The following is a 13,407-nucleotide window of genomic DNA, read 5'->3' as shown; positions in this document are numbered from 1 at the left end:
CGTGTCACAGTGTTCTCAGATTTCGAGATTGTCGATCAGGCGCGTGGCCCCGAGTTTGGCGGCGGCGACAACGACGAGTTGTTCCCCCTTTGCGAGATCGCCTGCTGAAGGCGGTTGCAGGTCAGCACGCTTACGGATGGAAATGTAATCGGGCTTCCAGCCACGTCCTGCCAGTTTTGCCATCGCCTGACGTTCCAGTTCGAATACATCGAGATGGCCACCACGTACCTCGTCCGCTACTTCATTGAGTAACTGGTACAACGCAGGCGCTTCAGCGCGTTCTTCAGCCGACAGGTAGCCATTGCGGGAAGATAACGCCAAACCATCTTCCGCGCGAAAGGTATCGGCCGCAATGATCTCGGTCGGCATGGCAAACTGCTTGCACATGTTGCGCACAATCATTAATTGCTGGTAATCCTTCTTGCCGAATACGGCAACGCGTGGCTGTACGCAGGAAAACAGCTTAAGCACGACGGTTGTCACGCCAACGAAGAAGCCTGGACGGAATTCGCCTTCGAGAATGTTGCCGAGGTCGTCGGGAGGGCGTACGCGATATTCCTGCGGCTCCGGATAGAGATCCTTTTCGGTCGGCGCAAAAAGCACATACACGCCTTCCTTTTCCAGCTTCTCGACATCGGCCTGGAAGGTACGGGGATACTTGTCGAAATCCTCGTTCGGCCCGAACTGGAGGCGGTTGACGAAGATTGATGCGACAACCGGATCGCCATGCTTGCGTGCGAGGCGCATCAGCGACAGATGGCCTTCATGCAGGTTGCCCATGGTGGGCACAAACGCAGTGCGTAACTGCCCACGCAATTGGTCACGCAATTCATCGATGGAAGAAATGATTTTCATGGTTCACCGAATTAGGGAAAGAGGTTTTACGTTGCGCATTTCAACAGTGAGGTTGAACGCGCCCGTTGAGAATGATGAATGTCGTTGCCAAAACTCAGCTCGGAGAATAAGCCAGGCGCACGTAGATTGGTGCAAACGCTTCAGCCTGAGTGATTTCAATCAAGGTTTCCTTGGCAAGCTCGAGCAGTGCGATGAAATTGACGACCACGACCGGTACGCCGCGCGATGGATCGAACAGGTCAGCGAATTCGACGAACCTGGCCGATTGCAAGCGGCGCAGGATGCCGGTCATGTGTTCGCGTACCGACAGTTCTTCGCGGCTGATCGTATGGTGTGCGGTCAGCTTGGCGCGCTTGAGGATATCCGCCCAGACGGCTTGCAGCTCGCTCATGTTGACATCCGGCCAGCGCGTCACAACGCTTTGTTCGATATGGATTTGCGCGCGAACATAATCACGGCCCAGCTGCGGCAGGGTGTCGATCTGTTGCGCAGCGAGCTTCATTTGTTCGTACTCGAGCAGGCGGCGCACCAGTTCGGCGCGCGGATCTTCCGCTTCCTCGCCGGTGTCGGCTTTCTTGACCGGCAACAGCATGCGCGACTTGATCTCGATAAGCATCGCGGCCATCAGCAGGTATTCTGCGGCGAGTTCGAGATTGCGCACACGAATCTGATCGACATAGTCCAGGTACTGGCGCGTGACCTGCGCCATCGGAATGTCGAGGATATTAAAGTTCTGCTTGCGGATCAGATACAGCAGGAGGTCGAGCGGTCCCTGGAAGGCTTCAAGGAATACCTCGAGCGCATCTGGTGGAATGTAGAGGTCTGACGGCAGCTTGAACAGCGGCTCGCCGTAGAGTTTGGCGTAGGCCATGCCATCAATCACATTCGGCGTCGTATCCGGTTGACCGGCCAGCGCCAGTTCAGGCGCATCAGCCGGCAAATGCGCTAGCAGCGCGTCCTGCTCGATCGACATCAGAACTTGTTCTGGTAGACGTAAGGCTGTTGCTTGATGCGCGATTCCTCGGCCCGCTTGCGTGCGTCCAGGTCGATAGGCGCCTTATCCCAGAAAATGGCGCGGCCAGCCCGCTGTTTTTGCTCTAGTTCGGGATCCTTCTGTTTCAGTTCTTTCAGAAACTTGGTGAAGTCGGACTCGTATTGCGAAAATTTCATGGTGTTTGCGTATCAGGTCACAAGAAAATTGCTGCCACTATTCTACCTTGTCTTGCACGCAAAACCTTTACTTTGGCAAGGACATGCGGCGCAGCGACAGGATAGAGGGGGCGATTGTTGTCACACCGGCAATCAGCCTAGTCGCGAAGTATCCGGCGCATCACTGTCGGTGCCGGCTCAAGCGGGTTGGCGTGTGTGTATTCCAGCTCCGGCGCCAGCTCGAAACCATAGGCCGCGTAGAGATCGAGCAACCGGGTCTGGTCCGACCTTACCCCGAGACGAAGTTCGCAAATGTCGGATGCCTGCGCCTGGTGGATAACCGCTTCGAGCAGATGTTGCGACAAATGTTCGCCGCGGTGCTGCGGCACTACGCCCATCCGCATGATTTCCCAGACGTCAGAATCGGATTCCAGCGGAATCCAACGCACCGAGCCGATCGGCTCCTCGTCGCGCAGGAGGATGAATCCACCGCCGTGCTGCAAATCCTGACGGACGCGTACAGCCGTTTCGCGGTGCCCGCTGGAAGTTACTGCTACCTTGCCAGCCCATGCCGCCCGTGTCAGGCCGGCAATGAGCTGGACATCGTCGAGCGTCGCTTCACGCACTAGGATATTCATGGGCAGGGCATCCATCCAAGAAAGAATGCAGGCCACATGGCGGGTCGCATGGCAAACATCATCCGGTCTTAGCGCACCCGCATGCCAGGTTCTGCACCCGGCCACGGATTGAGGACATAGATGCCCGCATTGGTCTTTTCATCTGCGGCCGATGCTGCCAGCACCATGCCTTCAGAAATGCCAAACTTCATTTTGCGCGGGGCGAGATTGGCCACCATAACCGTCAGCTTGCCGACCAGATCTTCCGGTTTATAGGCGGACTTGATGCCGGAAAACACATTGCGCATACGGCCTTCGCCCACATCGAGAGTCAGGCGCAGTAATTTGTCCGAACCTTCCACGTGTTCGCAATTGACGATTTTGGCGATCCGTAAGTCGATCTTGCCAAAGTCGTCAATCTTGATCTCCGGCGCGATCGCTTCGATCGCGCCGCCGTTCTCGCTTTCTCCCTCTGAAGGGGAAGGCCGGGATGGGGTGGCGGAGGTCGGACCCGCTGCGGCTGATGCATTATTTGTAGCTGCCGCCTGCTCCGGCATTTCGAACAAGGCATCCAGCATTTTCGGATCGACTCGCTGCATCAAGTGCTCGAAAGTGGAAATTGCCGACGGCGCATTCTGCAAATCCGCCCAGGTAAGGTCGCGCTCGATACCGAACAGCGTCGAGACCTTGCGGGACGTAGCCGGAAGAATCGGGGCAAGATAGACCGACAGGTTGAAGAATGCGCGCAGCAGGTTACTGCATACTTCCTGCAGTTCCTGGTTGTTGGCAACGTCCTTCGCCAGTTCCCACGGTTTCTTGGTGTCGACGTACTGATTGACTTCATCAGCCAGGCCCATGACAAGGCGGATGGCCTTGCCATATTCACGCGCTTCGAAGGCTTCGCGGATCGCCGGTTCGTCCTCGGCAAAACGCGGACTCCAGGTCACCGTCGGGCTGAGCTCGCCGCCGAACCGTTTGGTAATGAAGCCTGCTGCGCGGCTGGCGATATTGACATACTTGCCGATCAAATCCGAATTGACGCGGGCTACGAAGTCTTCCGGGTTGAAATCGACGTCCTCCACCTTGGCATTCAGTTTGGCGGCAATGTAGTAGCGCAGCCATTCGGGATTCATGCCGATGTCAAGATAGCGTAGAGGCGAAATGCCGGTGCCGCGCGATTTCGACATTTTTTCGCCGCTGACGGTAATAAAACCGTGGACGAAGACATTCGTCGGCACCTTCAGGCCGGAAAACTTGAGCATCGCCGGCCAGAACAGCGTGTGGAAATAAATGATGTCCTTGCCGATAAAGTGATACTGCTCGGTAGCCGGGTCATTCATGAAGGCGTTGTAATCGCGGCCTGTCTTGTCGAAGTAGTTTTTCAGCGAAGCGAGGTAGCCGACCGGCGCATCCAGCCAGACATAGAAATATTTCCCCGGCGCGTCCGGAATCTCGATGCCGAAGTAGGGCGCATCGCGGCTGATATCCCAGTCACCCAGTCCTTCCTCGCCTTCCAGCCATTCCTTGGCCTTGTTGACGACTTCCGGTTGCAGGCGGCCGGGTTCCTGGGTCCATTCGCGGAGGAAACTTACGCACTTGGGATCGGATAGCTGGAAGAAGTAGTGTTCAGACGATTTCAGGACTGGTGTGGCGCCCGACAGGGTGGAGTACGGGTTGACCAGATCGGTCGGCGCATACACTGCGCTGCAGACTTCGCAGGAATCGCCATACTGATCCTTGGCGCCGCATTTCGGGCACTCGCCCTTGATGTAGCGGTCCGGCAAGAACATGTTTTTAACCGGATCGAAAAATTGTTCGATGGTCTTGGTTGTGATCAGCCTGGCATTGTCCCGCAGGCGTCGATAGATATCCTGCGACAACGCATGGTTTTCAGGCGCATCGGTCGAGTGCCAGTTGTCGAAGCTGATATGGAAGCCGTCGAGATACTGCTTGCGACCGGCGGCGATCCTGGCGACAAACTCCTGAGGCGTTACGCCTGCTTTTTCCGCGGCGATCATGATCGGTGCGCCGTGGGCATCGTCGGCACCGACAAAATGCACCTCGTTGCCTTGCATGCGCTGAAACCGCACCCAGATGTCGGCCTGAATATATTCCATGATATGGCCGATATGGAATGCGCCGTTGGCATACGGCAGGGCGGTCGTGACAAACAGCTTGCGGGACGGTGTGGTGCTCATTTGGCAATGCTTATTGAAAGAGGAAAACTGCCATTTTAGCAGTGCAGGGCCGCTTGACGCTGCATTGGCTGCAAAGGCAGCCCTTGCAGGAACAAGGAGTGGATTGGAACCCTGTTGTCGACAGGGTAAAATAGCGTATCTTTCATTCATTACGGCTTTGGCATCCCAAGGCCGTTTTTATTTGCCATGACCGTCCGCACCCGTTTTGCTCCCAGCCCGACCGGCTACCTACACCTTGGCGGCGCGCGCACAGCGCTGTTTTCCTGGGCCTACGCGCGCCACTTCGGCGGCACCTTCATCTTGCGCATCGAAGATACCGACCTGGAACGCTCGACACCGGAAGCCGTGCAGGCGATTCTGGATGGCATGAACTGGCTTGGGCTGCATCATGACGAAGGCCCGTTTTACCAGATGAAGCGCATGGACCGCTATCGTGAAGTGGTGGCCCAGATGCTCGAAGCGGGCACTGCCTATCTTTGCTATTGCACGCCTGAAGAAGTAGAAGCGATGCGCGAGCGTCAGCGCGCGGTGGGCGATAAGCCGCGCTACGACGGCACCTGGCGACCGGAGCCGGGGAAGACCCTGCCAGCCGTGCCTGAAGGACGCAAGCCGGTAGTGCGGTTCAAGAATCCGCTCGATGGCGATGTTAGCTGGAACGATGTGGTCAAAGGCCAGATCACAATCTCCAACCGCGAACTGGATGACCTGGTCATCGCACGCCCGGATGGCACACCGACCTACAATTTCTGCGTGGCGGTCGACGACTGGGACATGAAAATCACCCACGTCATTCGCGGCGACGACCATGTAAACAATACCCCGCGCCAGATCAATATCCTGCGCGCACTCGGTGCGCCGTTGCCCGAGTACGGTCATGTGCCGATGATCCTCGGCGCCGACGGTGAGAAACTGTCCAAGCGCCACGGTGCGGTCAGCGTGATGGAATATCCGGCACAGGGATACCTGCCGGAAGCCATGCTGAACTATCTTGCCCGACTCGGCTGGAGCCACGGTGACGACGAAATTTTCACGATGGAGCAGTTCCGCGAGTGGTTTGATCTGGATCACCTGTCGAAGTCGCCGGCCCAGTTCAATCCGGAAAAGCTGGCATGGCTCAACAACCACTACATCAAGCAGGCTGACAACGCCCGGCTGGAAACGCTGGTGCGTCCGCTGATGGAAAAAGAAGGTGCGCAATTTGCCGGTGCACCCGATCTGCACGCGGTGATTGCCTTGATGAAAGAGCGCGCCAATACCATTAACGAACTCGCCGATGCGGCGATGCTGTTCTATCGGCAACCTACGCCGGATGCGGGCTTGGTTGCGCAGCATGTGACGGACGCAATCAAGCCGGCCCTTAGCCAGTTCGCCGAGCAGTGCAAGACCATCGATTGGAACAAGGCTGCGATTTCCGCTGCAATGAAGGAAGTGTTGGCAGCGCACAAACTTAAAATGCCTCAACTTGCAATGCCATTGCGATTGTTTATTACGGGCCAGTTGCAGACCCCCGGGATTGACGCCGTCCTTGAACTGTTTGGCCGCGATGTAGTTCTTGCACGCCTCAAGCAATTTTCCGCCTGAGGGTTTTGGCTTATTTATCGCTTTCTTTGCCAAAGGGATTTACACCTGAGAAAAAACTTTGCTATACTCTCGTTTCTTCGCAAGGGGGGTATAGCTCAGCTGGGAGAGCGCTTGCATGGCATGCAAGAGGTCAGCGGTTCGATCCCGCTTACCTCCACCAGCAGAAGATTGCGACAAAAGAAGAAGTATAATAGGCTGCAGTATCGACAGGTCACTGTCCCCATCGTCTAGAGGCCTAGGACATCACCCTTTCACGGTGAGTACCGGGGTTCGAATCCCCGTGGGGACGCCACTCAAAACGCCACGCATATGCGTGGCGTTTTTCTTTTCCGCGATACTACTTGTGCTTGTTTCAGTATGACCTGCGCTTCGGTACCATTCTGCCGGAGCACGTCCGTCGCAAAAATGTTGCACGGGTCTCCAGGTAATTGCGCTGCTCGTCATGCCGACTACCCACATCATCAATATGGTCCTCAAAGAAAGTCAGGCAACAACCCTCGCCCTGTTCTGCAAAGTCGTCGATAACTTTGGTGATATCGGCATTTGCTGGCGCCTGGCAAGACAACTGCAACAGGAGCACGGTATCCACGTCAGCTTGTGGGTAGACGATCTGAAAAGCTTTCAGAAGATTTGTCCCGAGGTTCTCCTCCATGCTGACATCCAGCAGCTTGACGATGTGACAGTGCATCATTGGCATACGCAAGACGGACAATTTTCTCCTGCCGAGATCGCTGATATTGTCATCGAGTTTTTTGGCTGTGATATTCCCCCAGGGTACATTGCCGCGATGGCAGAACGCACACCCCAACCGGTATGGATCAACCTTGAGGGCTTGACTGCCGAGGAATGGGTGGAGGGCTGCCATACTTTGCCTTCGTCGCACCCGCGTTTGCCCTTGACCAAGTACTTTTTCTTCCCAGGCTTTACAGACAAAACAGGCGGGTTGCTGCATGAATCTTCATTGGAAGAACAGCGTCGGCAATTTCAATCCGACCCGACAGCCATGGCGACTTTCCTTGGCCGGCTCGGCATGCCAGTGGACGAAATGACAGCCTTGAAAGTATCCCTGTTTTGTTATGCTCATGCGCCTGTCTCGGCATTGTTTGATGCATGGAAGGACAACGACCAGCCAGTCGTGTGCCTGGTGCCTGAAGGGGTGGCGACCGAGGCAGTGCGCGCTTTTCTGGGCGCGGAGCCAAGAGCAGGCGCTGTGGGGACAAGCGGCGCGCTCACGGTAAATGTCATACCCTTCGTTCCACAACCTGACTATGACAAGCTGCTTTGGGCGTGTGATCTCAATTTTGTGCGGGGCGAAGACTCCTTTGTGCGTGCGCAGTGGGCCGGCAAGCCGTTCATCTGGCATATCTATCCACAGGATGAGAACCTGCATCACAAGAAATTGCGGGCATTTCTGGAGCGGTATTCGGCCGGAATTGAAAGCCTGTCTGATCTTTCTCTGGCATGGAACAGTGTCAAGCCCGTCGGTGTGCAGGAAAAGGCTGGCTGGTGTGCGCTTTGGCAAGCGTTTGAAACAGCAATGCCAGAAATCGTTTTACATTGCGAGCAATGGCAACGGCAAATGCTGGGTAACGGCGATCTGACCTCTAACTTGTTGAAGTTTGTCCGTTCACTTGGGTCGGCCGATGCAGAAAAGAAGGTATAATGCGCGGTTAATCTACAGCGTTTGTTTTGAATCAAACCTAAGCTGAATGCGCCGTTGGCCAAGAGGCTGCAGATGGTTTTTATGCAACTTATTTTTTACGTACATTCCCTATGAAACCTGCAAAAGAAATTCGCGTTGGCAACATCATCATGGTCGACGGCAAGCCTTTTATCGTGTTGCGTTCCGATGTGAACGGTTCCAGCCGCACGGGCTTCACTTACAAATGGAAGATGAAAAATCTTCTGACAAATTCCCCTCTTGAAAACGTATTCCGCGGCGACGACAAGTTCGACGTTGTGGTTCTCGACAAGAAGCCGGTGACTTTCTCATACTTCGCGGATCCGCTGTATGTCTTCATGGATGAAGAATACAACCAGTATGAAATCGAAGAAGAAAACCTCGGCGATGCACTGCACTACCTGAAAGACGGCATGGAATGCGAAGCGGTTTTCTATGACGGCAAAGCGATTTCCGTTGAACTGCCGACCACCATTGCACGTGAAGTCGTATACTCGGAACCTGCCGTCAAGGGTAATACTTCAGGCAACGTCCTGAAAGATGCGCAAATTGAAAACGCCCTCGAGGCACATCGTCATGTTGTGCAAGTGCCGCTGTTCGTCAGCCAGGGTGACGTGATTGAAATCGATACGCGTACCAACGAGTATAAGCGCGTGGTCCGTAACTAACTCACAGTCGACTTGATCGATTCCTGATCGCTTGATTGTTCCGGCCATGAGAAGAACCGCAGAGAAGTCTGCGGTTTTTTTTCGTCCCTCCATGGACTTCCCAAGGGAGTTGTGGTGATGTTGTGAAGAATGTTCTTTGCGACTTTGCACTGATGGCATTGCACGGTATAAACTGTCGCTGGCTATTTTTTACCTTTAATGAAAGTCATGTCCATGATGCGACTGATACCGATTGCCGTCCTGACCATGTCAGCCTTGGTGACCGGCTGCGCAGCGATGACCGGATTGTCTGGCGATGAGCCGGCAAGTTCTTCTGCGTCCACAGCGCCCGTCGCCCGGCAGGCGACCAAAACCGCCGCAAACGTCGCGCAAATCCAGGACGAAGCCGGTAGCGTCGTGGTGCAAAAAGTGGAATATCGGGCAGGCGTGTCCTCAGCAGCGGTAGAGCGATTGGCAAGGAAGTTTGGCTGCGAGGGCACCCATGGAGCAGGGCTCGTCACCGAAAAGGGGCCGGTCGAAGTGTATCGGATGCGCTGTGAAAACGGCACAAGCTTTCTTGCCCAATGCGAGTTGCGGCAGTGCAGGCCGATGCGCTGATTTGAGCCTGTCACGCGACATCATGTAAAAAGCCCTTTGCAAGAACAAAGGGTTTTTTTATACGCGGTAAGCTAAAGAAAGGAAAGCGTGAGTTGACAAGACATGGTTACATGTCTTGCCCTGCACGGTCGCTTTAGTTTAGTCGTCGTTGGCAACTTGCAAAATCAGCTTGCCAAAGTTCTTACCTTCAAACAGCATCAACAACGCTTCGGGAAACTTCTCAAGACCCTGGACGATGTCTTCACGGGTTTTGAATGTGCCTTCCTTCATCCACTTGGCCATTTCAGCCGCGGCAAGATGATAACGATCCGCGTAGTCGAACACCACGATACCTTCCATGCGGGCACGGTTGACCAGCAACGACAGGTAATTCGCAGGGCCCTGGACTGGCGTCGTGTTGTTGTACTGTGAAATCGCACCGCAAATGATGATCCGCGCCTTCATGGCCAGTTTTGCGAGGACATGGTCGAGGATCTCGCCGCCGACGTTGTCGAAATAGATGTCCACACCTTTCGGGCAGTGGGTCTTCAGGCCTTCACGGACTGACTCGTTCTTGTAATCAATGCAGGCATCGAATCCGAGTTCGTTGACAACGAAGTCACACTTGTCCTTGCCACCCGCAATGCCAACCACACGGCAGCCTTTGTGCTTGGCGACCTGGCCGACAGTCTGACCGACTGCGCCTGCGGCACCTGACACGACCACCGTTTCACCGGGCTTGGGCTGACCAACTTCCAGCAAGCCGAAGTACGCGGTCATGCCTGGCATACCCAAGGCGTTCAGGTATTTGGGCAAGGGCGCCATTTTCGGATCGACTTTGTAGAAAGCGCCAGCCTTGTCGTCGGCCGCGCCGACCCAATACTGTTGCACGCCGATGGTGCCGGAAACATAATCGCCTACTGCAAATTTCGGCGATTTTGATGCCACGACCTTGCCGATGCCCCCAGCTCGCATGACTTCATCAATGGCGACCGGGCGAATATAGGACTTCCCTTCATTCATCCAGCCACGCATGGCGGGATCGAGTGAAAGGTACAGCGCCTTGACGGCGATTTCGCCATCAGCCAGTTCACGGACCGGCTCCGACATGAACTTCCAGTCAGTCGGTTTTGGCATGCCGACTGGGCGGGCCGCAAGGCGAATTTGTTGATTGGTCAGGGTGGATGTGGTCATCTTTGTCTCCTATATGGCAGGGTGTGAGGCACTATACAACAATATGAACGGTCGTGCTTTTTTATAAAGTGTAACAGGCGAAAATCCTTTTGAACTTTCCCGCAGGCATGCGGACAAAGTGAGAAGCCGCAACATTGCTGCGGCTCAAGAAGTGGGGAGGTGGAGTCAAGAGCTCGTTTTCCTGCAGAGCAACCGCAAGTCCAGTGTTGCCTAGTTTTTGATGTAACGGAATGCTGATGCGTTCAATGACATTGCAACCGTTACGTTCTAACCATACAGATTTTTTAGGAGTTCACATGCTTCGTTCCGAAACACTCTTTGGCAAGCGCGATGCCAACACACCAAACTCTCCTCTCAATACAGCCAGCGGCATCGTACCGACCGGCACATCGAGCATCAACAAGAGCATCACCGCTTCCGTCGGCAGTTCCCATTCCACCAACAGCAACGCTACGACCAACATGGACACAACTTCCAGCACCAATGAAGGCGGCAGTAAATTGATCGTCGGCCCAAATATCAAGCTCAAGGGCGTAGAAATCACCGATTGCGACACGCTCGTCGTCGAAGGCCGCGTTGAAGCCACTATCGATTCGCGCGTGATCCAGATCGCTGAGCGTGGTGCGTTCAAAGGCTCCGCTGAAATCGACATCGCTGAAATCCATGGCGAATTCGACGGCGACCTGACAGTCCGCCAGAAGCTGGTTATTTACTCGACCGGCAAGGTTACCGGCAAGGTTCGTTACGGCAAGGTAGTGATCGAAGAAGGCGGTCAGCTGGCTGGTGACATTCAGGTTGGCACAGCAAGCGCAGCAAAGAATCTGTCGGTCGCCAAGGTTGGCTAAGGTAATACGCGGTTAAGTAGTACGCAATGCTGACGCTGTTATAAGGCGTTTCAGGAATCATAAAAAGGGAACACGCCAACGCTTGGAGTAACCGCACTGGCGTCCCAACACTTCCGCTTTGCAGCCGCGCGCCTTGCGCGACATATCGGCTGTACCTGAGGTAGCGAAGTCCCAAGGGGTTTCGGACAACCCGGATCACGCATCGCGTATCCGGGTTTTTCTTTTCCCGTCGCGTATTGCAGAGATCGGCTAGTTTGCATGCGTAACCTACCTGGCCTGCTCGCAACCCGGCGAGGCATGCGACAATAGCGGACTTTGGTTTGCCGCATTATCAAAAACATCATCATGACGTATCCGGAATACATTCTTACCTTATCCTGTCCCGACCATCGGGGCATTGTGCACCGCGTGTCGGGCTTCCTGGCCGAACATGGCTGCAACATCATCGACTCTGCGCAATTCGGTGATGCACAGTCGCAGCTGTTCTTCATGCGCGTGCATTTTGCCGCCGAGAACGCGTCCATCAGTGATGCCACGCTGCGCGCGGACTTTGCCGCGATTGCTGAAGAGCTGAATATGAATGCGCAGTTGCACGATGCAGGCAAGAAGCCCCGCATGATGCTGATGGTGTCAAAGATCGGCCATTGCCTGAACGACTTGCTGTTCCGTTACAAGAGCGGTCTGCTGCCGGTCGAAATTCCGGCAATCGTCTCGAACCACACCGATTTCTATCAGCTGTCGGCAAGCTATAACATTCCATTCCATCATTTGCCGCTGGCGGCCGGCGCATCGCCTGAAGCCAAGCGTGCGCAGGAAGAACGGATACTGGAAATCGTCAAAGCCAACGACATCGATCTCGTCGTGCTGGCCCGTTACATGCAGATACTGTCACCTGAGATGTGCGCTGCGCTCAAGGGGAAGGCAATCAACATCCATCACTCTTTCCTGCCGAGCTTCAAGGGCGCGAAGCCGTATTACCAGGCGCACGAGCGCGGGGTGAAGCTGATCGGTGCGACCGCGCATTTCGTTACCAGTGACCTGGACGAAGGCCCGATCATCGAGCAGGATGTGGAGCGGGTCGATCATTCGATGGGGCCGGATACCTTGACAGCAATCGGGCGCGACGTTGAATGCGTGGTGCTGGCGCGTGCCGTGAAGTGCTTTGTCGAACACCGTATTCTCCTGAATGGCCACAAGACAGTGGTATTCAAATAAGCATCCTGGAACACGACGCGCCGTCCGTTGAAGCATTGCGACAGGCTTCAACGCTGAAATTCTGCATATGAAAAAACGCATTGCTGTGCCAGGCACAGCAATGCGTTTTTCGTTTTACCCGGAAGTGTGTTACTGAAAGCTAGGCCAGGATGCGCTTGAGCCAGGCGCTGACGTCATCGATTTCTTCAGCACATACCGAATGCGGCATGTTGTAGGCATGCCATTCGACGTTGTAGCCCAGGGACTGCAGGATGTCGCGCGATTTTTCTGCGCGGTCAATCGGGATCACCGGGTCACCGCGGCCATGCACAAGGAAAATGGGTGTGTCGTGGTTGGCACTGTGGCGTTCGTCTGGAACGACGGCATGCAATGGCAGGTAACCTGACAGGCAAAGCAGCCCGGCGAGTCTTTCAGGATGCCGCAATCCGGTCTGCAAGGTCATCGCGCATCCTTGAGAGAAACCGGCGAGGACGATTTTGTGAGCCGGAATGCCGCGTGCCTTTTCGTGGGCGATCAGTTGTTCGACCATTGCCTGGGATTTCCGCAGGCCGGTTTCATCTTCGCGTTTGACCAGATCGGTACCGAGAACGTCGTACCAGGCGCGCATCACATAGCCATTGTTGATAGTGACCGGCATGGTCGGCGCATGCGGAAAAACAAAACGGATGCCCGGGCATCCGCTAAGGTCGAGTTCCCGCACGATGGGCACGAAGTCATTGCCATCAGCGCCCAATCCATGCAGCCAGATAACCGACGCGGTCGGGTTGGGCGTGGTTTCGATCTCGATGGTTTCCAGCGAGTTTGTGCTCATGAGTTTCCTTGTTTCAA

The 13,407-nt window shown here is 55.1% G+C and carries 13 protein-coding genes and 2 tRNA genes; 8 read left to right on the top strand and 7 right to left on the bottom strand.

The annotated features are described in order from the left end of the window. Nucleotides 1–15: 15 nt before the first annotated feature. The 5 genes from panC to metG form a co-directional block, all read right to left on the bottom strand. Nucleotides 16–855, bottom strand: a complete 840-nt coding sequence (panC, locus tag ASE07_RS08625) for a pantoate--beta-alanine ligase (RefSeq protein ID WP_057290393.1) — start codon at nt 853–855, stop codon at nt 16–18. Nucleotides 856–949: 94 nt separating this feature from the next. Beyond that, nucleotides 950–1,828 (bottom strand): segregation and condensation protein A, encoded by an 879-nt coding sequence (locus tag ASE07_RS08620; protein ID WP_057290392.1) that lies wholly within the window; start codon nt 1,826–1,828, stop codon nt 950–952. Next, entirely contained in the window at nt 1,828–2,025 is a 198-nt protein-coding gene (locus tag ASE07_RS08615) for a DUF3460 family protein (protein ID WP_057290391.1), read from the bottom strand. The genes ASE07_RS08620 and ASE07_RS08615 overlap by 1 nt, the downstream gene beginning before the upstream one ends. A 137-nt stretch (nt 2,026–2,162) precedes the next feature. Further along, nucleotides 2,163–2,642, bottom strand: a complete 480-nt coding sequence (locus ASE07_RS08610; protein WP_057290574.1) for a GNAT family N-acetyltransferase — start codon at nt 2,640–2,642, stop codon at nt 2,163–2,165. 68 nt (nt 2,643–2,710) lie between these two features. Further along, nucleotides 2,711–4,819: a methionine--tRNA ligase gene (metG, locus tag ASE07_RS08605; protein WP_057290390.1), complete on the bottom strand. Its 2,109-nt coding sequence runs from the start codon at nt 4,817–4,819 to the stop codon at nt 2,711–2,713. A gap of 186 nt (nt 4,820–5,005) precedes the next feature. Between metG and gltX the strand changes: the two genes are divergently transcribed. The 6 genes from gltX (at nt 5,006) to ASE07_RS08575 (ending at nt 9,346) form a co-directional block, all read left to right on the top strand. Continuing rightward, nucleotides 5,006–6,400, top strand: a complete 1,395-nt coding sequence (gltX, locus tag ASE07_RS08600) for a glutamate--tRNA ligase (RefSeq protein ID WP_057290389.1) — start codon at nt 5,006–5,008, stop codon at nt 6,398–6,400. Between the two features lie 84 nt (nt 6,401–6,484). After that, a tRNA-Ala gene (locus tag ASE07_RS08595) sits at nt 6,485–6,560 on the top strand. 56 nt (nt 6,561–6,616) lie between these two features. Continuing rightward, nucleotides 6,617–6,692 (top strand) — tRNA-Glu (locus ASE07_RS08590). Nucleotides 6,693–6,866: 174 nt separating this feature from the next. Further along, complete coding sequence (earP, locus tag ASE07_RS08585; protein WP_057290573.1) at nt 6,867–8,063, top strand: elongation factor P maturation arginine rhamnosyltransferase EarP; 1,197 nt, start codon at nt 6,867–6,869, stop codon at nt 8,061–8,063. 110 nt (nt 8,064–8,173) lie between these two features. Beyond that, nucleotides 8,174–8,749: an elongation factor P gene (locus ASE07_RS08580; RefSeq protein ID WP_057290388.1), complete on the top strand. Its 576-nt coding sequence runs from the start codon at nt 8,174–8,176 to the stop codon at nt 8,747–8,749. Nucleotides 8,750–8,962: 213 nt separating this feature from the next. Continuing rightward, nucleotides 8,963–9,346, top strand: coding sequence for a hypothetical protein (locus tag ASE07_RS08575; protein WP_235548400.1), 384 nt, complete (start codon nt 8,963–8,965; stop codon nt 9,344–9,346). Between the two features lie 138 nt (nt 9,347–9,484). On the opposite strand, the gene ASE07_RS08570 is transcribed toward ASE07_RS08575, so the two are convergent. Then, nucleotides 9,485–10,519, bottom strand: a complete 1,035-nt coding sequence (locus ASE07_RS08570; protein ID WP_057290386.1) for an NADP-dependent oxidoreductase — start codon at nt 10,517–10,519, stop codon at nt 9,485–9,487. A gap of 296 nt (nt 10,520–10,815) precedes the next feature. Here ASE07_RS08570 and ASE07_RS08565 point away from each other — a divergent pair, with 296 nt between their 5' ends. Continuing rightward, entirely contained in the window at nt 10,816–11,364 is a 549-nt protein-coding gene (locus tag ASE07_RS08565) for a bactofilin family protein (RefSeq protein ID WP_057290385.1), read from the top strand. Between the two features lie 345 nt (nt 11,365–11,709). Continuing rightward, nucleotides 11,710–12,579, top strand: coding sequence for a formyltetrahydrofolate deformylase (purU, locus tag ASE07_RS08560; protein ID WP_057290572.1), 870 nt, complete (start codon nt 11,710–11,712; stop codon nt 12,577–12,579). 139 nt (nt 12,580–12,718) lie between these two features. Here the strand turns inward: purU and ASE07_RS08555 are convergent, their stop codons facing one another. Further along, nucleotides 12,719–13,390 (bottom strand): alpha/beta hydrolase, encoded by a 672-nt coding sequence (locus ASE07_RS08555; protein ID WP_057290384.1) that lies wholly within the window; start codon nt 13,388–13,390, stop codon nt 12,719–12,721. Between the last annotated feature and the right edge of the window lie 17 nt (nt 13,391–13,407).

Source organism: Noviherbaspirillum sp. Root189 (assembly GCF_001428545.1).
In the GTDB taxonomy this organism is placed as follows: domain Bacteria; phylum Pseudomonadota; class Gammaproteobacteria; order Burkholderiales; family Burkholderiaceae_D; genus Noviherbaspirillum.
This window is presented reverse-complemented; position numbering and strand designations above follow the sequence as displayed.